This is a genomic window from Streptomyces sp. NPDC058239 (assembly GCF_042882185.1).
Lineage (GTDB): Bacteria > Actinomycetota > Actinomycetes > Streptomycetales > Streptomycetaceae > Streptomyces.
This window is the reverse complement of sequence record NZ_JBHVWS010000016.1, coordinates 47,773-71,443: the sequence shown is the minus strand read 5'-3', so window position 1 is coordinate 71,443 and position 23,671 is coordinate 47,773. Positions and strand designations below refer to the sequence as shown.

The following is a 23,671-nucleotide window of genomic DNA, read 5'->3' as shown; positions in this document are numbered from 1 at the left end:
GGACACGAACACTCCGGCCCGCCCGGGGAGGGGCGGGCCGGAGTGCCGTCAGCGGTCAGGCCGACGGGCACCCCGCGACAACGGGGTCGGACGCATCGCGGACGAGCGCGTCCTGCGCCGCCTCGACCCGCTTGACGTCGGGCTTGACGATCCGCCGGTCGTAGGTGAGGAGTCCGTTCAACTCGCCCTCCACGTCGGAGATCTGGGTGTAGACGGCGCCGTTGCCGCCCTTGCAGGCGAGCGCCCGCACCTCGTCCAGCTTGGCGAGGTAGTCATCGGTGTAGGTCGACTGGTCGACCGCGATGTACGACTGCTGCACGGCCCAGGCGTGGCCCGGCACCGCCAGGCCGAGTCCGCCGTACTCGCCGCTGACCAGGGCGCGTTGCCCGTCCGGTGCGGGCAGGGCCGGGCTCGGATAGCCGTGCTCGTCGATGATGTCCCCGGTGCCTCCGTCGACGCCCAGGTTGATGCCCGACATGCTGTTGACCAGCCGGGTCGGGTCCCAGGACTTCGCCTGGTCGGCGATGCGGGCCTCGTCGTACTGGCCCCAGCCCTCGTTGAACGTGACCCACATGACGACGGACGGGTGGTTGTAGTGTTCGTCGATCATCTCCTTCATCTCGTGCTCGTACTCGGCGCGGGCGGCGGCGGACGGGTTGACGGTGTTCATCGCCGGCATGTCCTGCCAGACCAGCAGGCCCAGCTTGTCCGCCCAGTAGAACCACCGGTCGGGCTCCACCTTGATGTGCTTGCGCACGGAGTTGAACCCCATGGCCTTGTGCATCTTCAGGTCGGACGCGAGTGCCTCGTCGGTGGGCGCGGTGTGCAGCCCGTCGGGCCAGAAGCCCTGGTCGAGGGTGGCCATCATGAAGACCGGCTTGCCGTTGAGAACGGTGCGCGGGGTGCCGTTCACCTTCTCCACGGCGATGGACCGCATCCCGAAGTAACTGCCGACCCGGTCGGAGCCGACGGAGACCTTCAACCGGTAGAGGTGCGGGTCGTTCGCGGACCACAGGCGCGGGTGCGGAACACGCAGGTCCAGCGCCGAACCGGTGCGGCCGGTCACGGTGCCGACCTTGCGCTTCCCGTCGTACGCGGTCGCCGTGACCGGCACCCCGTCCCGTACCCCCTGAACCTCGACGGCGACCTTCTCACCCTTGACATCGGGGGTGAGCTTCAGCGAGTCGACGTGGTCTGCGGCGACCGGCTCCATCCACACGGTCTGCCAGATCCCGGACGACGGGGTGTACCAGATGCCGCTCGGGTCGAGGCGCTGCTTGCCCATCGGCGGGTTCTCGCCGTCGGCTGCGTCGGTCGGGTCGTAGACGCCGACGATCAGCTCCTGCGTCCGCCCCGGCTTCAGAGCATCGGTGACATCGGCACTGAACTTGTCGTAGCCGCCCTTGTGTTCAACGACTTTCTTGCCGTTGACGTAAACCTCGGACTGCCAGTCGACGGCCCCGAAGTTCAGCCGCAGATGCTTGCCGGATCCGACCTTCCAGTCCTTGGGGACGGTGAAGGTGCGGCGGTACCACATCCGGTCCTCGTGCCGCTCGACCCCGGAGAGCTGCGACTCGACCGGATACGGAACGAGGATCTTCTCACCGAGCTTCTTGCCGACCGGGGGCTGCTCCCCCGCCTTCGCCGCGGCGAACTCCCAGGAGCCGTTGAGGTTCTGCCAGTTGTCACGGGTGAGCTGGGGGCGCGGGTACTCGGGCAGCGCGTTGCGCGGGCCCACCTCATCGGCCCACTTCGTACGAAGCTCGTACGTGGAGCGGTTGGGCCCGCTGGACCAGAAGGACCCGACGGCCTTCCCGTCCTGGCCGGCCAGCCCGCCCTGACCGTCGTAACGGACATCGGCCAGTCCGTTGGCGTCGCCGGCCTTGTTCCCGACGACCGGTTCCTTGAGCGCGACAGTGAGGCTGCGCGGATCGGCGGGGTCGGCCTTGATGGCCCCCAGCGGCCACGTCGCACCGCCGATGACGGCGTCGAGGTGGTTGGTGAGTCCGTCGGGCAGGGCCGCGAGCTTCTGGGCGAAGTCCAGCTTGAGAGTGCGGCCGTCGGCGAGGACGGTGGCACCGATGGCCCCGTCGTAGGCGAAGTCGTCCGGCAGCCGGAAGGCGGACTGCGGCACGGGCTCCTTGGTGCCACCGGGCTCGGTCCACTTGAGGTGCAGGTTGGACCCGCCGAAGTGTTCGAAGTACTCGACCTTGAAGTCGTAGGCCTTGCCCGCGGTCAACTCGACCGGCTGCGAGGTCTGTTCCTTCTCCCAGTCGTCGACCCAGTGGTCGATGACCGGCTTTCCGTCGATCCAGAGACGGAACCCGTTGTCCCCGATCATCGAGAAGACATGGGAACCGGTCTTCTCCGGCACGATCTTCCCGGTCCACCGGATGCTGGCGTCGTCGGCCTGCCCAGTGGCCGAGCTCAGCCGGGACTCGAGAGTCGGGAAGTCGATGGCCGGGTCGAATCCGGTGGCCTTGAGCTGCCCGAAGTCGAAGGCACCGGGGGCGGACTGGGTGTAGTACTCGCCCTTCAGACCATGCACTTCGCCGGCGTTCCCGGGGTCCGGGGCGGCCGAAGCGGCGGGCACGGCGGACAGACCGGCGGTACCGAGAACGGCGGCGAGAAGTAGAACCAGTTTCTTTCTGATGCGCACGGATCCTCCTTGCTGAGGAAGGGTGGCGGCTCGTTGCAACAGGATGTACAACGTTGGAAGGAATGGCAGTTGGCATGACAGCACGACACCCGTTCCGCTGTCCAGGTGCATGACAAACCCCGAAAGGCCCTCCCCTCCCGCCGAGATCCACAGACACCGCACCCACCGGACCGGCCGCCGCGCCGGCCCTTGGCGCGTCCTGGCCCCGAGCTGGTTCAGGCGTCCGAATTCCCCTCCGCAAACGGTCCTGCACCGGTGCTCGGATCCACCACCGGGCGACGACCGCGGGTGCGAACCGACTGGCGCAACTTCCGCGTGCTCCGGGAACGATTCACGAAAATCGGGGCATCCTGTTGAGGTCCCCCTCGGACGCAGACCTACACCCCACGCCTCATCCCCACCGGAACAAGGGGCACATGCAGCATGCGGATGTCCAAGCCGGTCGCACCCACCGCGCCCACGAATCCGGGCCTCAAGCGGGAAATCGGGCTGATCGGTCTCATCTGGACCTCGGAGGGGTCCATCATCGGGTCCGGCTGGCTGTTCGGCGCCCTGTTCGCCGCGCAGGCAGCCGGCACGGCGGCGCTCATTTCCTGGGGAATCGGGGCACTCGCCATCATTGTGCTGGCGTTCGTCCACGCCGAACTGGGGGCCATGTACCCGGTGGCGGGCGGCACCGCCCGCTTCCCGCACTATGCCTTCGGCAGCGCCGCCGGTGCGTCCTTCGGATGGTTCTCGTGGCTGCAGGCTGTCAGCGTGGCGCCGATCGAGGTCATGGCGTCGCTGAACTATCTCAGCGTCCACGCCCCCTGGGTGCAGACCGGCAAGAATCATCTGACACCCGCGGGGTACGGCCTGGCTGTCGCGTTCATGGCGTTCTTCGTCGTCGTCAACTTCCTCGGCATCAAATGGCTCGCCCACACCAACAGCGTGGCGACGTGGTGGAAAGTAGCCGTCCCCGTCTTCACCATCATCGTGCTGGCCGCCACCACCTTTCACAGCGGCAACTTCGGCTACCAGGGCTTCGCCCCCTTCGGCGCCAGGGGCGTGCTCTCCGCCATCAGCACCAGCGGCATCATCTTCGCGCTCCTCGGCTTCGAGCAGGCCGACCAGCTCGCGGGCGAGAGCCGTAACCCGGCCAGGGACATCCCGCGGGCGGTGATCGGCTCCATCCTCATCGGCGTCCTCGTCTATGTGGCGCTTCAGATCGTCTTCATCGCCGCCCTGCCGCACAGCGCGTTCGCCCACGGCTGGGCCGATCTCTCCTTCAGCGGAAAGGCGGGCCCGTTCGCCGGGCTCGCCACCTCCGTCGGACTCGGCTGGCTCGCCACGCTGTTGTACATCGACGCGGTCGTGTCACCGTCCGGCACGGGCCTGATCTACACCACCGCCACCTCTCGGGTCTCCTACGGCCTGTCCCGCAACGGCTACGTCCCCGCGGTCTTCGAGCGCACCACCGAGCGCGGCGTCCCGTGGTTCGGCCTGCTCTTCGCGTTCGTGGTCGGCCTCATCGTGTTCCTGCCGTTCCCCACGTGGCAGAAGCTGGTCGGCTTCGTCACGTCCGCGAGTGTGCTGATGTACGCGGGGGCACCACTCGCCTTCGGGTGCCTGCGCAAGCAGGACCCGGACCGGCCTCGCCCGTACCGGCTGCCCGGCGGGATGTTCTGGGCGCCCGTGGCCTTCATCGTCTCGAACCTGATCATCTACTGGGCGGGCTGGGACACCCTGTGGCGGCTCGGTGTGGCCATCGTGCTCGGCTATCTGCTGCTGGGCGGCTCCACGCTGCTCAAGCTCAACCCAAAGGTTCCGCACATGGACTGGCGGTCCGCGCAGTGGCTGCCGGTGTACCTCGTGGGCATGGGGCTGATCTCCTGGCAGGGCGGCTTCTGCAGCACCGGCCCGGCGTCGTCGGCGTCCTGCGGTGCGACCGATGCCGTGCCGCTGTGGTGGGACATCGTGCTCATCGCCGCGTTCAGCCTGGTGATCTACTTCTGGGCCCAGGCCGTGCGGCTGCCCGACGAGGAGACCCAGGAGTACATCGGCTCCGTCGAGGTGGTGCCCGACGGGTGACCCGGCCTCGCGCCCGGCTCCGGCGGCGTCCGGGTGTCAGACGTTCTCGAAGACGCAGTCGCCGCACAGACCGCCGGCCGGGCAGCGGTAGTACAGGCAGCAACTTCGCCGGCGGAACGCCGGGTCGTGCGGGGCGCCGGTGTTCCGGAGGTCCGGGTGGTCGAAGAGTTCGGCGACCAGGGCGCGGGCCCGGCCTGACACGTCGGGGCGGCGGTGGGTGCGGGCCCAGGTGACCAATTGACGCAGGGCCCCCGCCAGCGCCGACCCCGCGTTGCCCCACAGCAGCCCGTTCGACAGGGGGCCGTCGCGGTGGATCGCCTCGGCGAGGGGGACGAGATGGGCGTACTGCACGGCTTCCCGAATCCGGGCGGCGGTAGCGGGCAGCGATTCGGCGGTGCTCAGCCACAGGTCGTCGGGGGCGGTGTGCTGTGGGTCCCAGTGCAGGGCATCGGGCGAAAGATCGGGGAAACGGCCGGTCAGGGCCGCCGGGCCGAGTGCGATCGACCAGAGGCGGGAGGCCAGCCCCAGGTGCGCGACGGAGGCGGCGACTCTGCGTTCAGAGGTACGTAGCCGGGCGGCGACCGTGTCGATACGGGCCGTGAGCGGTGCGGACTCCCCCGCGTACAACAGTGCCAGCGGGCGGTGCGCCCCGTCGGACGGTGAAGCGGCACGCAATGTGAAGAATCCGCCCACAGAGGCCGCTGCCGGCTCGTCCATCGTGCTGCTCCCTCTCGGCTCCCCGGCCGCCACTGGTGACATCACGGGCAGGGCACCCGGAGTACCGCGACCCGCCGTTCACCGTAACCCCTCGGGGTGATCGCTCCGGGCCCCTCCGGTGGGAGGACTACCGCCGGGAGGAGGACACTGGGAGTAGTCACGTACTACCAAAGCAGTACGCAGGATTGCCGCCTCAGGGACGACGACGCAGCGGCTTTGGAGGGACATCGTGGTGTACATGAGTTCCCTTGCGCTGTCCGTGCTTCTGTCACTGGTCTCCGCGGTCGCCTATGCGGCCGGGGCGATCGTCCAGGAGCGCGTGGCCACGGCTGGAGACGGCCGCTCGCTCGCGCCCTTGCGAAACCGTGTCTGGTGGGCGGCCGTGGCAATGAACGGCGTGGGCGCGGTGCTGCATGTCGTGGCGCTGGCCTACGGTCCGCTCAGCCTCGTCCAGCCGCTCGGTGCACTGACCATCGTCTTCGCCCTGCCGATGGCGGCACTCTTCGTACGCCGCCGGGCAGGTGCCGTCGCATGGCGCGGCGCGATCATGGCGACCGTCGGTCTGGCGGGCCTGCTCGCGCTCACCGGGAATGCCGAGTCGCACACCCTGAGCGGCCCGGATCAGCTGACGCTCGCCGGTGTGACGCTCGGTGCGGTCGCAGCGCTCTTCCTTGTCTCCAAGGGCTTGCACCGGCCTGTGGTACGGAGTGTGATCCTGGCCGGGGCGGCGGGCGTCGCTTTCGGTATCGCCTCGGTGTTCACGAAGACCGTGGCCGTGCAGTGGACCTCCGGTTCGGCAGGGGCCGGAATGCCGGCGCTGCTGGCGATAGGCACGTTCGCGGCCGCCGGGCTGCTGCTCTCCCAGGCCGCGTACCGGGGCGCCGGGCTGACCGCGCCGCTGGCCACGGTGACCGTGGTGAACCCGGTGATAGCCGCGGCTGTCGGCATCACCATGTTCGATGAGCAGTTCCGGCACGGCACGGCGGGCACCATGCTCGCGCTGGCCTGCGGGGTGGTCGCCGCGGGCGGGCTGATACTTCTCACGACGGAGCGGCTGGGCGCGGAGCAGCGCGCCCGGCGGCCGGCCGGGAGTCAGTACCCGGACGCTCTGGGGGACGGGGCGGACGCGGAGCCCGGCGCCGGTGGTATTGCGGAACCGGCGATGGATCTGGCCAGGCCGGCTGAGACGCAGACGGTCGTCGTTCTTCCCGAGCCCGCACCGCCGACGCCCGCCGCGGCCGTCGAGACCATCGCGGAAACGTTCTCGGCAGCCCCCGTGATGCCGCTGATGATGCCGCTGGAGCGTCGCCTCGGGCAGGTGGAGTTCGGACCCGGGCGGTCGTCGCACACCGGCACCGCAGCACGGCGGGGCGGGGTGTCCGCGGGGCCTGCCGGCCCCGCTGACCCAGCCGGGCCCCAGCCGGTCGTTCAGACGCTGACGCCGCCCGCCCTGAGGTAGGCCAGCGGGTCGATGTCCGAGCCGTAACCGGGGCCGGTACGGATCTCGAAGTGCAGGTGCGGCCCGGTGACGTTCCCGGTGGAGCCCGAGCGCGCAATCCGCTGGCCTGCGGAGACATGCCGGCCCTCACGCACATGAAGCGCGGACAGATGCGCGTACTGGCTGTACTTGCCGTCGCTGTGCCGGATGACGATCTGGTAGCCGTACGCCCCCGCCCAGCCCGCCGAGACGACCGTGCCGGAACCGACCGCCTTCACCGAAGTGCCGGTCGGGACGGGGAAGTCGACACCGGTGTGATAGCCACTGGCCCAGGACCCGGCCTGGTGGTACGGGGTACCGATACCTGCCGCAATCGGCGCGACGAGACCGTCGGAGTGCTTCTCCGCCTGCTGCGGCTGGTGGCTCTCGGCCTTCTTCGGGTGTTGCTTCGGCTTGGCGGTCCGGTGCTGCGGCTTCGCGGCTTGGTGATGCGACGTGGCCGGCTGCTGCTTCGGCTCGGTGGTCCGGTGCTGCGGCTTCGCCTTCTGGTTCGGTGCGGTCTTCGGCCGCGCGGCCGGTGTCGAGCCCGTCCTGGAACCCGCCTTCGGTGCCTGGGCCACATCGAGGCTCAGGCGCTGTCCGGGAAAGATGAGATCCGGATCGTCCCCCACGACCGTGCGGTTCGCCGCGTACAGGTGCTGCCAGCCGCCCCGGACATGCTCGCTCGCCGCGATCGCGGAGAGCGAGTCACCACTGGTCACGGTGTACGACTCGCGTTTGCCGGGCACAGTGGTCGGCTTGGCGGGCGTGGACGACGTCCGCTTCGTCTCCGGCTTCCCGGCGGCAGCCTTCCCGGGCGCCTGTAAGTGGCTGGTCCGCTCCGACTGAGGGTCGATGCCGGGGGCTTCCCCGCCACTGGTCAGCCCCGCCCGTGTCGAGCAGCCCGGCCAGGCGCCGGGTCCCTGCCCTTCGAGCACCTTCTCGGCGATGGCTATCTGCTGGTCCTTGGTGGCCAGGTCGGCGCGCGGAGCGTAGACCGTGCCGCCGTAGGCCGCCCATGTCGACCGGGTGAACTGAAGGCCACCGAAGTAGCCGTTGCCACTGTTGATGTGCCAGTTGCCGGTGGACTCGCAGGCGGCCACCTTCTCCCAGACATCCGTCGAGGCGGCGCCTGCCGAGGCGGCTGCGATGAGCGGGAGCGCGATGCCCGCACCGCCGGCGGTGACCGTGAGCGAGGCACGGTTGAGCCGGCTGGGCTGATATCTGCGGTGCCGTCCGTTTGCAGCCATGACTTGGCTCCCCCACTGGCAGTAGAACACGTCGCAAGCGCCCAACTTATGGGCAGACAAAGGCCGATGACAAGGGAGCGATGGCGGCTCACGGGTCATCCGGCCTTCTCCGGGGGAGAGTTGCCCAGCGGGCGGCGTCGCGGTTGAAGACCGACCGCGCCCGCAGATGGCGTGGCGCGCAGCATCGCGCCCGTGGTCTCGATGGTGCGGTGGTAGGCGGACGACCGGGCGGCGACGGCGGGGCCGATGCGCATCTGCCTCGCCTCGTACCGCCCGAGCCGCTCCCACGCGAACGACCGGCAGGCGTCGGCGAAGGCGACCGGGGCATCTCCATCGGAGCGATGCCCAGGCCCTCCAGGCATGGGCTGGTCCATACGGCCCATGCTGAACAGGCCGTCCCCGTGCCCCGTATCCATACTGAAGATCCCGGCATCCCCCCACACAGATTGCAGAGCACACAGATGAGCGGCACTGCGCAGATCGGCGTCACAGGACTCGCGGTCATGGGCCGCAATCTCGCTCGCAACTTCGCCCGCAACGGCTTCACGGTCGCCCTGCACAACCGCACGACCGCGAAGACGGACGCCTTGGTCGAGGAGTTCGGCGACGAGGGTTCCTTCGTCGCCGCACACACGCCGGAGGAGTTCGTCGCGGCGTTGGAACGTCCGCGCCGGCTGATCATCATGGTGAAGGCGGGCGATCCGACGGACGCCGTGATCCAGGAGTTCGCCCCGCTCCTCGAAGAGGGCGACGTCATCATCGACGGCGGCAACGCACACTTCGAGGACACCCGTCGCCGCGAGAAGGAACTGCGCGAGCGCGGCATTCACTTCGTCGGCGTCGGCATCTCGGGCGGCGAGGAGGGCGCGCTGAACGGGCCGAGCATCATGCCGGGCGGCTCGACCCAGTCGTACGAATCGCTGGGGCCGCTGCTGGAGAAGATCGCCGCCAAGGCGAAGGACGGCGCCCCGTGCACCACCCACATCGGTCCCGACGGTGCCGGGCACTTCGTGAAAATGGTCCACAACGGCATCGAGTACGCGGACATGCAGCTGATCGCGGAGGCGTACGACCTGCTGCGTGCGGTGGCGGGCTACTCCCCGGCAAAGATCGCCGAGACATTCCGCAGCTGGAACACCGGCCGCCTGGACTCGTATCTGATCGAGATCACGGCGGAGGTCCTCGCCCACACCGACGCGGCCACCGGAAAACCCTTCGTCGACATCGTGCAGGACCGGGCGGAGCAGAAGGGCACGGGCCGCTGGACGGTGCAGATCGCGCTGGATCTGGGGGTGCCCGTCTCCGGTATCGCGGAGGCCGTCTTCGCCCGCTCGCTGTCCGGCCATGCGGATCTGCGCGAGGCGGCGCAGGGCCTGGCGGGCCCGTCGCCCAAGGCGCTCGACGAGACAGCGGCCGCAGCCTTCGCCGACCGGGTGGAGCAGGCGCTGTACGCGTCCAAGATCGTCTCGTACACGCAGGGGTTCCACCAGATCCGGGCGGGCAGCGAGGCCTACGACTGGAACATCGACCTCTGCGCGGTGGCGGCGATCTGGCGGGCCGGGTGCATCATCAGGGCCGCGTTCCTGGACCGGATCCGGGCGGCCTACGGCACCCGCCCCGACCTGCTGAGCCTGCTCTCGGACGAGCAGTTCGCCGAGGAGATCGGTGCGGCGCAGGACGACTGGCGCACGGTGGTCGCCGAGGCGGTACGGCAGGGGGTGCCGACGCCGGGGTTCGCAGCCGCGCTCTCGTACTACGACGGCCTGCGCGCGGACCGGCTGCCCGCGGCGCTCACCCAGGGACAGCGCGACTTCTTCGGCGCGCACACATACCGGCGTACGGATCGCGAGGGCTCCTTCCACACGCTCTGGGGCGGCGACCGGTCGGAGGTCGAAGCAGGCTGATACGCGACGCCGGTGGGCGCTCCGCGCCCTCGACGACTGCGGGGGAGCTGCCGGAGACCGGGCTGACACATGTGACCCCGGACCGGGACGCCGCCGGCGGACCACTGCGGAACCGGCCGCGACGACGGACCTGCTGCTGCCGGCCGGGCTGCCCGAGCCGATCGCGACGCTCCTGGCGGACGGCCCGCCGGACCGGACGGTCGTGGTGGACGGCTGACCCCGCGGCCCGGATGAGTCGACGGCCGCCCGGCAGGTCGTCGGCCGGACGCCCCGCGTGAGCGCCGCAAGCGTGCCCGGGAATCACGGGGAACAGGACCATCCGCGTAGTCGCCCGGTCGGGTGACCCGGGGTGCGGCGTCGTCCTGCATGTGCGTAAGTAGCAGCGGGCCCACTTGTCGCCCCGCACCCGCGAGCCCGCTGCCGTTCCCTACCGCTGACGCCCCATGGAGCCCCCGTATGCCCGACGCCACGCCGGAACCTGTGGCGGCCCAGCCCGTCGTCACGCCGCTGACCAGCGCGGCCCTGATCCTGGTCGCCACGATCGAGCCCGGTGGTGAGGCCGCCGTGCGCAAGGTGCTGCCGGATCTGGCGGCGATCGCCCGCTCCATCGGATTCCGGTTCCCGGGCACCGACCTGGTCTCTGTGATCGGCTTCGGTTCCCACGCCTGGGACCGGCTGTTCGCGGGGCCGCGACCTGCGGGGCTCCACCCGTTCCAGGAACTGCACGGTGCCCGCCACCACGCCCCCGCCACTCCGGGGGACCTGCTGCTCCACATCCGGGCCGAGCGGATGGACGTGTGTTACGAGTGGGCGGCCCAGTTCCTCGACCGGCTCGGCGGCGCGGTGAAGGTCGTCGACGAGACGCAGGGATTCCGCTACTTCGACCACCGGGATCTGCTCGGCTTCGTGGACGGCACCGAGAACCCGGTGGGTGCGGGTGCACGGTCGGCAGCCCTGGTCGGCGCCGAGGATCCGGAGTTCGCGGGTGGCAGTTATGTCGTCGTGCAGAAGTATCTGCACGACCTCGCGGCCTGGAACACGCTGAGCACCGAGGCGCAGGAGCGGGTCATCGGCCGTACGAAGTTCGCCGACATCGAGCTCCCCGACGACGTCAAGCCCGCCGACTCGCATGTCGCCCTCAATACGATCACCGACCCGGACGGCACGGAACGCGAGATCCTGCGGGCCAACATGCCGTTCGGCAGCTTCGAACAGGGCGAGTTCGGCACGTACTTCATCGGATACGCCGCCGACCCGGGCGTGACCGAACAGATGCTCCGCAATATGTTCCTCGGCAATCCGACCGGCACGTACGACCGCATCCTCGACTTCTCGACGGCGGTCACCGGCACGCTCTTCTACGTCCCCGGCGCCGACTTCTTCGACGCCCCGCCGCCGTCGCCCGCAGTGATCGCGACCGAGGCCCTGCCGGAGCCGGCGTCCGCGCCGGTGGTGGCATCGGCACCGGCCCCGGTCTGTTCGGACGACGGTTCGCTGCACATCGGCAGCCTGCAAGAAAGCGCCCAGTGATGAACAACCTCCACCGCGAACTCGCCCCTGTTACGGAAGCCGCCTGGGACCAGATCGAAGAAGAGGCCCGGCGCACCTTCAGCCGCCATCTGGCGGGCCGCCGTGTCGTCGACGTGACCGGCCCGGACGGCCCCGAGCTGGCGGCCATCGGCGACGGGCATCTGCGCGACATCGATCCCCCCACGCCGGACGTGATCGCCCGGGCCCGCACCTCGGTGCCCGTCATCGACTGGCGGGTGCCGTTCACGGTGACCCGGTCGGCCGTGGACGACGTCGAGCGCGGTTCCGACGACAGCGACTGGCAGCCCGTCAAGGACGCGGCCCGCACCTGTGCGTTCGCCGAGGACATGGCGATCATCGACGGGTACGCGTCGGCCGGCATCACCGGACTTCGGGACGGCTCCTCGCACTCACCGCTGCCACTGCCGTCCGACGCCCGCGACTACCCGGCCACCATCAGCCAGGCGCTCACTCAACTGCGGCTGGCCGGTGTCGACGGGCCGTACCGGCTGCTGCTCGGTGCCGACGCCTTCACCGAGGCGACCGAGACCTCCGACCACGGATATCCGGTGGCCACCCATCTGGCCCGGTTGCTCGACGACCAGATCCTCTGGGCGCCCGCCGTCGCGGGTGGTGTACTTCTTTCCACCCGTGGCGGCGACTTCGAACTGTGCCTGGGCCAGGATCTGTCGATCGGCTATCAGGACCACGACGCGGCCGGCATCCGGCTCTACTTCCATCAGTCGTTCACCTTCCGGATGCTGACGCCCGAGGCCGTCGTCCCGATCATCGCCTGAGGAACCGCTACCGGTGCCCGGTCGGCCTGACGCTCCAGGTGAGGGTGTCGGTGGCCAGGGCACGGACGGCGGGGTCGCGGATGGCGTCCGTACGGTCCACGGCCTCGGCGGTCACCTTGTGGCTGCGACCGTCCGAGCGGACTCCGAGCGAGGCCGGGGTGACGGAGGTACGTCCCCGGGCGGCGACCTTCTCGACGCCGTCGACGTACCAGCGCAGATCGGTCCTGGCGAGGCCGGTGGCGGCATCGGGCCGCCCGTGCGTGCGGGGCTTGGCGCCGACGGTACCGAGGTCCGCCGGGGTCACCGCGATACGGCGGCCGGGTCCGACGGTGGCGTCCGTGTCGACGGTGCTGCTCAGTGCGTTGCCCGCGCGGTAGAACCCGGCGATCATCGCCTCGCGTCCCGGCAGGTTGAACTCGGTGTTGCTCAGCTCGCGCATGATCGATGAGGCGGTCGGGCGGTAGATGCCGAACGGGTAGTAGGAGCTGCCCTCGTACGTGCCGACCGTGCCGCCCGCCGGGTCGCTCTGCCCCAGCCAGCGGTACCACTTGGCCTGTTTCTCGGTGAGTTGCGCGGGCGTGTAGGTGGTGGAGTTGATTCCGCCCGGCTCGCCTCCGGTCCAGGTGCCGTACGCCTCGTATGTGTACTCGTCGTCGAGCAGGCCCACCGAGTGCCCGATCTCATGGGCGGCGATCAGGCTGGACGCGGCGTGGTCGGAGGAGAGCGTGGAGACTCCGTTGAAGGGGTAGCCCTCGGCCTGGAGTCCGGAGTAGCCCGCGCCGCCGTACTTGGTGGAGTTGGCGATGACGACCACGAGGTCCGCGGCCGGGGCCTTGGCGGCGTAGGCGGCCACCTTGTCGATGTCGGTGCAGATCAGCCGCTCGGTGTCCGAGCACCAGAAGTAGCTTCCGAGTGCGGTGTCCTTGACCGTGTCCGCTCCGGGGTCTCCGCTGACGCCGGACTCGTTGGAAACGGCATCGACGGTCCAGACATTGAACAGACCCTGGTAGCTCTTGTACGGCTCCAGGCCGGTGATGTCGGCCCACTTGGCGGTGGCGTCCGCGTGGAAGTCGTCCTGCTGGCCGGCCGTGTAGCCGTCGCCGATGATCACGACGTCGAGGCGGTCGTCGGTGGGACCGGTCACGGCCTGCTCGCCCACCGTGCCGTCGAGTGCGGCCTCGGCGGGGCTCAGCGGGGCGACGGCAGCTCCGGCCCTCTTCGCGGGGGAAGCGGCGGGGACCTCCACGGTCCTGCCCGGGCCGCCGGGGTCGGGGAAGTACTCGGCCTCGACACGCCGACCACCATCGGTGCCCGTGGGGGTGGCTGACGCGGGGGCGGAGGCGGCGGTCGCCGCCAGGAGGCCGACGAGAGCAAGTCCCGTCATCGATACTGCTGTTCGGCGCGTGTGGGGGCGTATACGCATGGACAACTCCTGCGGTTTCTAGGGCACTTCCGGGGCACGACCAGCACGTAACTCGCTGGTTAAGTGGAATTAATGTGACGCTTAACCTAGAAGGGTGCGGGCCTCTGAACAAGGCCCAGGGGCCGAGTGGTTGAGGCTCGTATCCGGGCATTTACGATGCATGGGCCGCATTTCGAGGCTGTGCGAGGCAGAAGGGGCGGCGCGATGAACGAGAAGCGCACAACGGGACGAGGCACCGGAGCGGGCTCCGACCGCGAGCCGAGCGACGCGCACGGCCCGGGCTACGACGATCCCGGAACCGTCGGCCGGCGCGTACAACGGCTGCGCGCCGAACGCGGACTGACTCAGCGACAGCTCGCCGAACCCTCCTACACCCCCGCCTATATCTCCACCCTGGAGGCGGGCCGGGTCCGCCCGTCGGAAGCGGCCGTGCGCCACCTCGCGGACCGGCTCGGCGTGACGTACGAGGAACTGGCGACCGGACGCCCCGCCCGTCTCGCCACCGAGCTGCGGCTGAAGCTCGTCGAAGCCCAACGGACACTGGCCACCGGAGCCGCCGAGGACGCCGCCGCCACCTACACCCGGCTGCTCGCCGAGGCCGAGGGGCACGGACTCGACAGCGAACGCGCCGCAGCCCTGCTCGGGCTCGGCCAGTGCGCACTGGAGACGGGCGATCTGCCCGTGGCCCGCGGCCACTTCGAGGCTGCGGAGAGGCTGCTCGCCGACGCACCGCTCCCCCGGCGCGCCCCGGCCGTCCGCGGCCGGGCGGTCGCCCATCTGCTGGCGGGTGAACTCCGTTACGCCTGCTACCTGCTGGAAAGCGCCATCGACGAGCTCAACGCCTCCGGTCTGCAGGACCCCGGCGCACTCCTGCTGCTGTACACGGCCGCGATCGCGCCGTACATGGACATGGGTGCCCATGCCCGCGCCGCGCAGGCGGGTGAGCTGGCACTGGCTCTTGCACCGCAGGTGTCCGATCCGGAGCTGGTCGCCGGACTGCACCGGAGCGTCGCGCGCACGCTCATCGCAGCGGGCCGCACCACGGAAGCGGACGCCTCCCTCGCCAAGGCGGCCGAGATCTACCAACAGCTGGAGATCCGTACGGAGTTGGCACACTGCCACTGGATGCGCGGCTACGTCCACGCACAGGACGGCGACCTGTCAGGCGCCGAGACCGAGCTGCGCGCCGCCCGCGACATGCTGGCGTCGAAACGGGCCGCCCTGTACACGGCGCAGGTCGAGGTGGAACTGGCGGATGTGCTGCGCCGGCGCGGCAAGGCGTCCCAGGCCCAGGAGTTGCTGCATCGGCTCCTGGGCGAACTGCACCCCGACCGGGGATCGGTCCACGCCGGCGGCGCGCACCGGCTGCTCGGCCTCATCCACGAGGAACAGGGCAACCTCGATTCCGCCGAGGAGCACTACGTCACCGCGCTGGCCCTGCTGGAGCGGGCGGGCGCCGCAGGTGATCTCGCGGACATCTGCCGGCTCCTGGGCGATCTGCTACGACGCCTGGGCCGGACCGAGGCGGCGATGGACGCCTACCGGACCGGGCTCGGGCACCGGACCTCTCCCGGCAGCACCACGCTGGGACCGGCGCCGGTGCGGCCGCCCACCGCCTGAGCTCGGTCCGGCCGAGTCGGACCGCCTGCCCTCCACACCCCTGGGCGAGGAACGCCTCGACGATCCAGACTCTTTCGCCGGCATCGCGCGCGGCACCGAACCACGGCTCGGCCTTTCGCAGGGCGGCAGCCTCCCGGCGGTGCTCGTGGGTGAAGCCGACACCGAGGGCTCACGCACGGGCTGATCAGGATCAGAGTGCGGATGCCTTCCCACGTGCGCAATTCGGTGGGCGGTAAATAGTAGCCATGTATATAGTAGCCATGTACTCTATCTTTCATGAGCAACACACCTCAGGGACCGACCCCCGGCTTCCTGGTCTGGCGCCTGTCCATGAAGTGGCGAGTGGCCGTGGACCGGGCGATCGCGCCGCTGGGCCTGACACATGCGCAGTACTCACTTCTCGGATCCCTGCTGGGGATGCAGCAGTCGGGGCTGCGGCCCAGCCAGCGCCGGCTCGCGGACCACACCGGGCTCGAACCCCTCTACGTGTCCAAGCTGGCCCGCACCCTGGAGACCGCCGGCCTCATCGAGCGCACCACCGATCCCGGCGACACCCGAGCCGTCCAGCTCTCGCTGACCGATGAGGGGCGCGCGGTCACGCTCCGCGCGGTCGATGTCGTACGAGAGCTCCTCGACCGGCAACTGGCCCCGCTGGGCGGCCTGGACGGTGCGGACACCGAGGCATTCACCCGCATGTTGACAGCACTTCTCGACGTACCGATTCCCGCAGTTCCGATTTCATCGACCAGATCGACCAAGGAGTAGCCATGCCTGTCACACCGACCGTCAACGGCCAGGTCATCGGCCAGGCCCACTACGCCACCCGGGCCGTTCTCGAACGGCTGCTGGGGGCCACCGGAACCACGTTCCATCAGTCGGTGGCACTGAACGTCATCGCGGACAGCGGCGAGGCGATCGAGCGCGGCCGGCTCATCGACCGTATGACCGGCACGCTGAAGATCGACGCAGAGGTCGCCGAAGCGGCGGTGGCCGAGCTGTCCGCCGCAGGGCTGCTGGAGGAAATCCCGGGCAGTACAGCCCGCGTCGGCCTCACACCCGCAGGTCGTGACCGCCGGCATGCGCACAGGACCGGCATCGCGGACATCACGGCCCGGCTGTACGCGGGTCTGCCGGCCGAGGACCTGGCTGTGGCAGGCCGCGTACTCACCGAGGTCACCGCGCGGGCGAACGCCGTCCTGGCCGGGGCCTGAGGCATACCGTCCGCGAGAACAGAGCCCGCACGGCGCACCGGGCAGCCGTCATCCGGCCGACCGGGGCGACGGCTCCGGCGCCGGCGCGGGCTCGGGTGTGGGCGGCTGCGGAATCGGATCCGGTGACGGGCCGGGCGGGACGGGGCCCGGCGGCGGGGGCGGCGGCTCCGGCAGCGGCGCCGGAGGCCCCGGCATCGGCCCCGGGGTGGGTGCAGGTGGCACGGGGTCGGGGTACGGATTGGTCATCGGGGGCCTCCGAGCGGTTCAGGGTGGATCTCCTTCCACCGTCCCCCGGAGCGGCTGCCCTCGCCTGGTGAGTCCATGCGTACAGGTTCCGAATGATCCGCGCGGGTCCGGGACCCGAACGGCAGGTCAGCGCGCGGCGGCGAGGCCCGGCCGGGGGACTGGAGAGCACCGGGATCCGGGTGGCCGTACGGGTGACCGCATCGGCCATGGACGCCTGCGCCGGCACTGGGGCCTGCCCTCGCGCTGCTCGCCGAAGAGACGGTCCCGGAGCGCTTCGAGGACCGGGACACGGACCGGAGAGGTGTACAGGGGGACGAGTGCCGTCCGCCAACCGCTACAACCCCCCGGCCGATGGGATCACTAGAGCTCGGGGTGGGACTTGAGCTGGACCTTCGCCTGCTCCACGAGTTCGGCCGGGGCTTCGGGAGCCCGGTCGGGGTGACGCTGCGCCCACTTCGCGGCGTACGGGCAGAGCGGGACGACGGGAACGCCCTCACGGCCCGCCATGGCGTAGAACTCCTGGACGAGGGCACCGGCGATGCCCTTGCCCTCATGGCCGGGTTCGACGACGGTGTGCACGGCCACGAGCGCGGCGGGGTCGCCGTCCATCACGAAGTACGCGATGGCTCCAACGGCCTTGCCGTTCTCGTACGCGAGCAGGTTGCCGCTCACACGGTCGTCACGGATGTCGAGTTCGATCCGGTCGGTCTGTTCTGCCATGACGGGTGCTCCCTCGGTGGTCGAGCCGGATCAGCGCGCCGCGGGAACGGTGTGCGGGCTCCGTTCGGTAGCGGTGCCGGGTACGGGCTCGGAGGCATCGGCGCCGAGCGCGACGATACGGTTGTCGGCGTCGACGTGCACGATGCGCGGGGTCAGTCCACGGGCCTCGGCGTCGTCGACCTGGGCGTAGCTGATCAGGATGACCAGGTCACCGGGGTGGACGAGATGGGCGGCAGCGCCGTTGATACCGATGACACCGGATCCGCGCTCACCTTCGATGACGTAGGTCTCCAGGCGGGAGCCGTTGTCGATGTCGACGATGTGCACCAGCTCGCCGGGCAGCAGATCCGCGGCTTCCATCAGATCGGCATCGACGGTGACGGAGCCGACGTAGTGCAGGTCGGCCTGGGTCACGGTGGCCCGGTGGATCTTGGACTTGAACAGCGTACGAAGCACGGAGAAACTCCCGATTTGTCGGCTCTCTGCCTGCTGTGCAGGTCAAGGGCGGTGCCCGCAGCGTACAACCATTCGCATATTCGGCCAGCTGTCGCCGGGCGTCTCAGGATTCACACTGGCCCTTTGCCGACTTCTGATGACCAATCATGCCGAGACCGAACTGGCCCATGCCCTCGGTTCCGATCACACACCCTCGGTTTCCAGCCCGTCCGGCCGGTGCCGACTGGACGGTCCGAGTGTGGGACGTGGCCCCGGGGCAGGCCATGGTCGGGGCGTTCGCCGGACACACAGGAAGCATCGAGGCCCTCGCCGTCGCCCGCCTGCACGGTCGGCCGGTGCTCCTCACCGGTGGCAGCGACAACGCCATCGCCGCCTGGGACCTGATGACATGAACCTTGATCGGCACCCACCCGGCGGCTCATGACGCAGCTCGGATCACGTACTCCGGCCCCGCGCCCGGTCAGTTGCTTCAGTTCGGCAATGGTCGCGACGGCGCGCAGCCAGGTGGCCGCGGTGTCGTCGGCGGCGATCCCGCCCATGAGTTCGGTGCCGGCTCGCAGCCACTCCCGTACCATGTCGGCCGCCTCTCGGCGGGGCAGGGGCTCGGGCAGCTCCGCGGCGTGGGCGAGCCCGCCGGCGCGCACGGTGTCGGCGAGGAAGGCGACCGAGCGCGGCTCGGTGCCGAGGCGGTCGAGGATGACGGCTGCGGCCGCGGCGCCGTCGCCGAACAGGGCGGTGCGCCGGGTGCCGGGCTCGGCGGTGAGGCCGTAACGCAGCAGGACGGCGATGTCGAGCCGGGCCAGCTCGTCGTCCGTGCGGTCCGGCGGGTACGGGGCGTCGTCGTTCATGGCGGGACCTCTGGTGTCTCGTCTCGTCTGACTGATCCGCAGGGGCTCAGTTGACGGTGACGGTGTAGGTGATGCGCTCGGGAGCCTGGGAGGGGGACCCCGCCCCCGTGGTCGGGGTGGCGGAGGGTCCGGTCGTCTCGGGGGGCAGCGTGGAGTTGTTGCCCTGACACGTGGTGAAGGTGCAGTGCAGCAGCGTGAACCGGGTGGTCCCCCCGCCCTTGGCCTCGAAGGTGAAGGTGAGCCGGCCGCCGGCACCGGCCACCGGCTCGTCGCCGGAGTCCGACGCGTAGTCCTGGCCGCGGCTGACGAGCACCGAGCTGTCGGGCTCGGGGTCGACCAGGTACCAGTACTCGCGGGTGGAGGCGTTCTGGTCGACGGTGAGCGTGAAGCGCTCGCCCGGCTCGGCGGTGATGCTGGTGTCCTTCACCGGGTGGCTCGTCGGGCGGCTCGTGGAGCCGCCGGCCGGTTCGTCGGTGCCCGAGCCGCAGCCCGTGGCGAGAGCGAGGAGCGCGGCCGCCGCGATCGCGGCACCGCCCCTGCTACCGCGGAAGACAGACGCTGTACGCGTTGGGGAGATCACTGTTGGAAGCCTTGCCCATGTGGCCGTTGATGAAGTCGTCCTCGCTGACCCAGGTGGTCGAACCCCAGGGGTTGTACACCTGAAGCATGTCACCCTCCTGGGCGATGATGGTCATCGCGTGGGCGCCCTCCTTGCCCGAGACGTCGACCGGCACCGGCCGCCCCTGCGCCACCGACTTCTCGACTTCGGTGAGGACCGCCCTGCGGTCGGCGGTGCTGTCCAGGTCCTGGCGCTCGTAGTCACTGCCGGTGGCACTGCCGACGGCGGCGTCGTTGATCCGTTCCTGCCCCTCGGACCCCATGCCGCCCCAGTTCTCGCCGCCGTCACCTTCGGTGTGCAGCCGGTGCTGTTCGGCCACCAGCCGCTGCCTGAAGGCGTCGGGGTCGTCCTGCTGCCCGTCGGGGCCGCCGGTGAGGTCGAGCGCGTACAGGGGGTCAACCATGGCGCGGAACGTGACGGTGGACGAGGCCACGCAGGTGCCCTCGGAGCCGTCACCGCCCTGGATCCACCGCTGGCCGTCGAACGTAACGAAGTCCTTGTTGTTGTTGTTCGAGCCGTCCGGCGCCAGGCCCTGGTCGTTCATGCTGTCCGGGGCGGGGACCACCGGAGTGAGATGCCGGCGCAGCCAGTCGGGGTCCTTGCCGTGGATCTCGTCCTGGAACGTGCCGATCTCGGCGACGCTGTGGCCGGCGGGCGCTCATCCCGGCCCAGGCGATCGGCCGCAACTCGCCGTAGGCGCGCAGCGCGTACGAGCTGACACCGCGGCGCACCCCGCTCTTCCTCAAACCCCGAATTGGCGCCTCCACGTTGTGGCCGGCCGTGTTCACGCCGACGCCGCCTGCCCGCAGCCACCGGGCTACGGAACGTCCTCGCCGGGGGTGGCCTGGCAGTACTCCGGCACCCTGGGCACAAGGGCGCACAAAGGGCCGGACGGAAACCGCCCGGCGGCGCGGCCTGGCGTGCTCTCCACGCAAGGGGCGGTGGGTCGCTTGTGATGGCGACCGGTATCGCCCATGCCATGGATGCGTCGAGGGTCAGACCGACACCTGGCAAGTGCCTCTCCGGTCGGGGCAGCGCGCAACCGAGCACGGAACTCAGTGGTCGGCTTTGGAAGTCCTTCGGGGGTTGACGTGCGGTCAGGTCGAGTGGGCGGGTGACGACGAGGTGCAGACCGCACATGCAGTCCAGTGCGTGCCCGGGCGAACCGTCGAAGCTGACGGTGGGCGGCCGGCCGGCCTGGTGTGGGGGTGACCGCGGGCAGATGCCGAACGGGAGGTCGTGCGAGGTGTGAATGTGCCGATCGGCAGGTGGTCCCGGTCTCCCCTGGACGAGCGAGGGAACACTCTGCATGATCAACTGGTGACCACCCCAGAGACCGTCGTCGAACGCCAGCTCGCCGCCTACAACAGCCATGACCTCGAAGCCTTCGCGGCGACGTACGCCCCCGACGTCTGCATCAACCGCCGCGGCGGCGACCGCCTGCTCGGGCGCGACGCCGTGCGGGAGGCGTACGCGGACATGTTCGCCAAGGGCCGCTGCCGGGCCGAGATCGTCGGCCGACTCACCGAGGGCGACTGGGTGGTGGACCACGAGATCGCCCACGGCATCACGGACGACCCCCTCCGCGTGCTGGTCGCCTACCGGGTCCGCGACGGCCTGATCGACCACGTCGACTTCCTCGGCTGACTGCCGAACCTCTCCGACCGAACGAACCGTCAGAGGGTGTTCGGTACCGGCTTGGCGGCCGGCTCCGGAAGTCCTCCGGGGTTGATCAGGTCGGCGGCGAGGCGGAGGATTCCTCTTGCCGGTCGGCGAGGGTGTGCTGGTCGAGCCGGGCCGGCAGATCGTCCAGGTGCAGTACTGCCTGGACCAGACGGTGCAGACGACGTCGGCGACTTTCGGGAAGCACAGGCCGGCGATCCAGGCACCTACCGGCGCCGAGCTCCTGGCGGGCAGTCAGGCGCCCTTGAGCGCGTCGCGGACGGCGTGCGGCGCAGGGTGCCTGACCGTCCTGAATGATCCATCCGAGATTGGCCGTTGTCCTCCATGACTGTGGCCCGAGCCGTGGCTCCTACCTTGACCGCCTCCGAGCGCCGCCGGTTGAAAATGATGGCCCACGGTCGCAAGATCGAATATCAGGCCAGGCAGCGGGCATCGATCGTGGGACGGCGTGACCTGGTTCAGGCGCCCTCGCCATTGAGCGCGGCAGTGGCTAAGCCGAACCGAGTCAAGTCTCGGCCGCGCAGCTTCGGAATCGAAGGAACGGGAACCGAAGGAACGGGAACCGAACGGGCTTCCATTCCGTGGGGAAGCACCGTCGTCTTCATCGTGGTCGCCCGCACGATCGGTGGGGGATCATGTCAAAGACGCGTGGCTGCCGGGGCAGGCGTCGGCGAATGAGAGCAAGGGAAGACAATGCTGCCGGGGTTGGGCCTTGATGCTGCCGAGTCGGAGTTCTACCGCCGATCTTTGACACGGTCGGCGTCGACCGCCAAGGGGGTCGGTGACTCCATGGGCCTGTCCCCGCAGGAAGCCCGCCTTGTCGCAGAGCGGCTCTTGGCCCTGGGGCTGCTCGCCGGCTCCGCGGAGGGAGAACTGCGTGCCGTCCACCCTGTCCTGGCCTGCCACCCGCTACTGGAACGCGCCGAACGGCGTCTGGCACGTCAACGAAAGGAGCTCGAGCTGGGCCGCGCAACGGTCGACGAGCTGGCCGCCGAGTTCAGCATGGAGACGTCCTCTTCCCTTTCCGAGGCGGAGGTGCACCGCGGGGCCGCCGCGGCCTGGTCGTTCCTGGAGCACGTCGCTGCTACCGCGTCGACGTCGGTGCAGTGCATTGCCGCCTCCGGCGCCGCACCGGGAGTGGGGGAGACGTCCGACTACACGGCGATCAGCGAGCTCGCGGCCTTCACGGCCCGGCGGGGCACACACGTCCAACTCCTGCTTCTGGAAAGCATCGACATCCTGCCCAGCCTGGTGGACGGCGCCCACGCGATGGCAGCGACCGGTGTCGAGATTCGCACCGTGCCCACTCTCCCGGTCTGGGTGTTCATCGTCGACGACGAGTACGTCGCCACCGCCCTGGACCCTGCCGACAACCAGGCAGGGTTCATGGTCGTCCGAACGCCGGGGGCGGTTGCGGCCGCCGCCGATCTCTTCATCCGCCACTGGCGCGGAGCCTCACCGCTTGCCACTCCTGACTACCAGACCGCCCGCGACCTGATGCAGAAACATCGCGAGCTCATCGCGCTGCTCGCCGACGAGGTGAAGGACGAGGCCATCGCGCGGCGCCTCGGTGTCTCGGCGTCGACCGCACGACGACGCATCAAGGACCTTTGCCGCGAGTTCGAGGTGAACACCCGCACTCAACTGGTGATCAGAGCATGCCGGATGGGCCTGCTCGACTGAGTCGGACTCTGCAGCAGGGCGAACGGACCGGACGACCCGACCCCGCACTCTTCGCGATCTTGGTCACCTGTGCTCATGCAAGAGCTCACCACGCCGACCTGCGCAGACACACTCATGAGGCGCCCTACGGTGGTGACAGACCGCAGGCCGCAGCGCTCGAACGCACAGCGACGTTCCACTCTGCGGTCGGTCCCCTCACCACCGGAAGGTCGACCATGCCTGCGCACATGCCCGTGGGGCCTGCGAGTACAGGTACCGCCCGCCTCGGCGCAGCCCTTATGTCCCTCTCGCTCGCCCTGCTGCCATCGCCCTGGCAACCCCACAAGCCTGTGCCGCCGAGCAAGGACCGGTGTGCTTCTTCCGCGACACCAACAGCGCCGGCGGGGCCGGACACGCCGACCGGGCGGGCAAGGACACCGTCCGCGCCGACCACCACATCTGGGAACCGTTCAAGGGCAGGCCGTGAGGCAGCCCCTCGCCATGGGAGCTCGCATCGCCAGCGGCACCTGGCACTACCTGAACGCAAGCACCAGCATCCTCCCGCTCTCGAAGTACGACTTCCACCCCTGCCAGACAACCGTCGGCGGCAGCATTGCGCGGGCGCAGCGTACGTACCGCGCCGGCCCGCACGCACTACAACCTCCTCACGAACAACTGCCTGACGGCTGCCTGCGAGCTCTTCCGGGCCTACAGCCCCGCCATGCGCACCCGGCACCTGCCCAACGGCCTGGGAGGACGCCCCAACGCAGGCGGGCCGG

21 protein-coding genes are annotated in these 23,671 nt (G+C 69.9%); 10 read left to right on the top strand and 11 right to left on the bottom strand.

The window, feature by feature from the left end:
• Positions 1–55: 55 nt before the first annotated feature.
• A complete protein-coding gene (locus ACFVYE_RS19240) occupies positions 56–2,659 on the bottom strand; it encodes a PA14 domain-containing protein (protein WP_389606532.1) in 2,604 nt (867 codons plus the stop codon).
• 423 nt (positions 2,660–3,082) lie between these two features.
• Here ACFVYE_RS19240 and ACFVYE_RS19235 point away from each other — a divergent pair, with 423 nt between their 5' ends.
• Positions 3,083–4,729 carry an APC family permease gene (locus ACFVYE_RS19235; RefSeq protein ID WP_383962041.1) on the top strand — a complete coding sequence of 549 codons (1,647 nt, stop codon included), beginning with the start codon at positions 3,083–3,085 and terminating at the stop codon, positions 4,727–4,729.
• A 36-nt stretch (positions 4,730–4,765) separates the two neighbouring features.
• Here the strand turns inward: ACFVYE_RS19235 and ACFVYE_RS19230 are convergent, their stop codons facing one another.
• On the bottom strand, positions 4,766–5,446 hold the full coding sequence (locus ACFVYE_RS19230; RefSeq protein ID WP_383962044.1) for a (2Fe-2S)-binding protein: 681 nt from the start codon (positions 5,444–5,446) through the stop codon (positions 4,766–4,768).
• A 229-nt stretch (positions 5,447–5,675) separates the two neighbouring features.
• Here ACFVYE_RS19230 and ACFVYE_RS19225 point away from each other — a divergent pair, with 229 nt between their 5' ends.
• Positions 5,676–6,905 (top strand): DMT family transporter, encoded by a 1,230-nt coding sequence (locus ACFVYE_RS19225; RefSeq protein ID WP_383962047.1) that lies wholly within the window; start codon positions 5,676–5,678, stop codon positions 6,903–6,905.
• Here the strand turns inward: ACFVYE_RS19225 and ACFVYE_RS19220 are convergent.
• Both ACFVYE_RS19220 and ACFVYE_RS19215 read right to left on the bottom strand, forming a co-directional pair.
• The gene (locus ACFVYE_RS19220; RefSeq protein WP_383962049.1) at positions 6,875–8,173 is read right to left on the bottom strand and encodes a transglycosylase family protein; all 1,299 of its coding nucleotides are present in this window, start codon (positions 8,171–8,173) and stop codon (positions 6,875–6,877) included. The genes ACFVYE_RS19225 and ACFVYE_RS19220 overlap by 31 nt on opposite strands.
• Positions 8,174–8,268: 95 nt before the next feature.
• Positions 8,269–8,535, bottom strand: coding sequence for a hypothetical protein (locus tag ACFVYE_RS19215; protein WP_383962052.1), 267 nt, complete (start codon positions 8,533–8,535; stop codon positions 8,269–8,271).
• Between the two features lie 99 nt (positions 8,536–8,634).
• Between ACFVYE_RS19215 and gndA the strand changes: the two genes are divergently transcribed.
• From gndA to ACFVYE_RS19200, 3 genes are all read left to right on the top strand, one after another.
• On the top strand, positions 8,635–10,077 hold the full coding sequence (gene gndA, locus ACFVYE_RS19210) for an NADP-dependent phosphogluconate dehydrogenase (protein WP_389606529.1): 1,443 nt from the start codon (positions 8,635–8,637) through the stop codon (positions 10,075–10,077).
• A gap of 456 nt (positions 10,078–10,533) precedes the next feature.
• The gene (locus tag ACFVYE_RS19205; RefSeq protein WP_389606527.1) at positions 10,534–11,607 is read left to right on the top strand and encodes a Dyp-type peroxidase; all 1,074 of its coding nucleotides are present in this window, start codon (positions 10,534–10,536) and stop codon (positions 11,605–11,607) included.
• Entirely contained in the window at positions 11,607–12,404 is a 798-nt protein-coding gene (locus ACFVYE_RS19200; RefSeq protein WP_383962064.1) for a family 1 encapsulin nanocompartment shell protein, read from the top strand. The genes ACFVYE_RS19205 and ACFVYE_RS19200 overlap by 1 nt, the downstream gene beginning before the upstream one ends.
• 7 nt (positions 12,405–12,411) lie before the next feature.
• Here ACFVYE_RS19200 and ACFVYE_RS19195 read toward each other — a convergent pair whose 3' ends face one another.
• Entirely contained in the window at positions 12,412–13,788 is a 1,377-nt protein-coding gene (locus ACFVYE_RS19195; RefSeq protein ID WP_383962067.1) for a M64 family metallopeptidase, read from the bottom strand.
• Between the two features lie 243 nt (positions 13,789–14,031).
• On the opposite strand from ACFVYE_RS19195, the gene ACFVYE_RS19190 reads away from it, so the two are divergent.
• From ACFVYE_RS19190 to ACFVYE_RS19180, 3 genes are all read left to right on the top strand, one after another.
• Complete coding sequence (locus tag ACFVYE_RS19190) at positions 14,032–15,447, top strand: tetratricopeptide repeat protein (protein ID WP_389606524.1); 1,416 nt, start codon at positions 14,032–14,034, stop codon at positions 15,445–15,447.
• Positions 15,448–15,723: 276 nt separating this feature from the next.
• Complete coding sequence (locus ACFVYE_RS19185) at positions 15,724–16,212, top strand: MarR family winged helix-turn-helix transcriptional regulator (RefSeq protein ID WP_383962072.1); 489 nt, start codon at positions 15,724–15,726, stop codon at positions 16,210–16,212.
• A 2-nt stretch (positions 16,213–16,214) separates the two neighbouring features.
• Positions 16,215–16,658 carry a hypothetical protein gene (locus tag ACFVYE_RS19180; RefSeq protein WP_383962075.1) on the top strand — a complete coding sequence of 148 codons (444 nt, stop codon included), beginning with the start codon at positions 16,215–16,217 and terminating at the stop codon, positions 16,656–16,658.
• A gap of 606 nt (positions 16,659–17,264) precedes the next feature.
• On the opposite strand, the gene ACFVYE_RS19175 is transcribed toward ACFVYE_RS19180, so the two are convergent.
• From ACFVYE_RS19175 to ACFVYE_RS19155, 5 genes are all read right to left on the bottom strand, one after another.
• On the bottom strand, positions 17,265–17,624 hold the full coding sequence (locus tag ACFVYE_RS19175; protein WP_383962078.1) for a GNAT family N-acetyltransferase: 360 nt from the start codon (positions 17,622–17,624) through the stop codon (positions 17,265–17,267).
• A 30-nt stretch (positions 17,625–17,654) separates the two neighbouring features.
• Positions 17,655–18,080, bottom strand: a complete 426-nt coding sequence (panD, locus tag ACFVYE_RS19170; RefSeq protein ID WP_383962082.1) for an aspartate 1-decarboxylase — start codon at positions 18,078–18,080, stop codon at positions 17,655–17,657.
• Positions 18,081–18,190: 110 nt separating this feature from the next.
• Entirely contained in the window at positions 18,191–18,928 is a 738-nt protein-coding gene (locus ACFVYE_RS19165) for a hypothetical protein (RefSeq protein ID WP_389606521.1), read from the bottom strand.
• 46 nt (positions 18,929–18,974) lie between these two features.
• Positions 18,975–19,355 (bottom strand): protease inhibitor I42 family protein, encoded by a 381-nt coding sequence (locus ACFVYE_RS19160; RefSeq protein ID WP_389606519.1) that lies wholly within the window; start codon positions 19,353–19,355, stop codon positions 18,975–18,977.
• 112 nt (positions 19,356–19,467) lie between these two features.
• Complete coding sequence (locus ACFVYE_RS19155) at positions 19,468–20,091, bottom strand: hypothetical protein (RefSeq protein ID WP_389606517.1); 624 nt, start codon at positions 20,089–20,091, stop codon at positions 19,468–19,470.
• Between the two features lie 776 nt (positions 20,092–20,867).
• Here ACFVYE_RS19155 and ACFVYE_RS19150 point away from each other — a divergent pair.
• Entirely contained in the window at positions 20,868–21,194 is a 327-nt protein-coding gene (locus ACFVYE_RS19150) for a nuclear transport factor 2 family protein (protein ID WP_383962093.1), read from the top strand.
• A gap of 85 nt (positions 21,195–21,279) precedes the next feature.
• Here ACFVYE_RS19150 and ACFVYE_RS19145 read toward each other — a convergent pair whose 3' ends face one another.
• A complete protein-coding gene (locus ACFVYE_RS19145; protein ID WP_383962095.1) occupies positions 21,280–21,417 on the bottom strand; it encodes a hypothetical protein in 138 nt (45 codons plus the stop codon).
• A gap of 560 nt (positions 21,418–21,977) precedes the next feature.
• Here ACFVYE_RS19145 and ACFVYE_RS19140 point away from each other — a divergent pair.
• Positions 21,978–22,913 (top strand): hypothetical protein, encoded by a 936-nt coding sequence (locus ACFVYE_RS19140; RefSeq protein ID WP_389606515.1) that lies wholly within the window; start codon positions 21,978–21,980, stop codon positions 22,911–22,913.
• Positions 22,914–23,671: the final 758 nt, after the last annotated feature.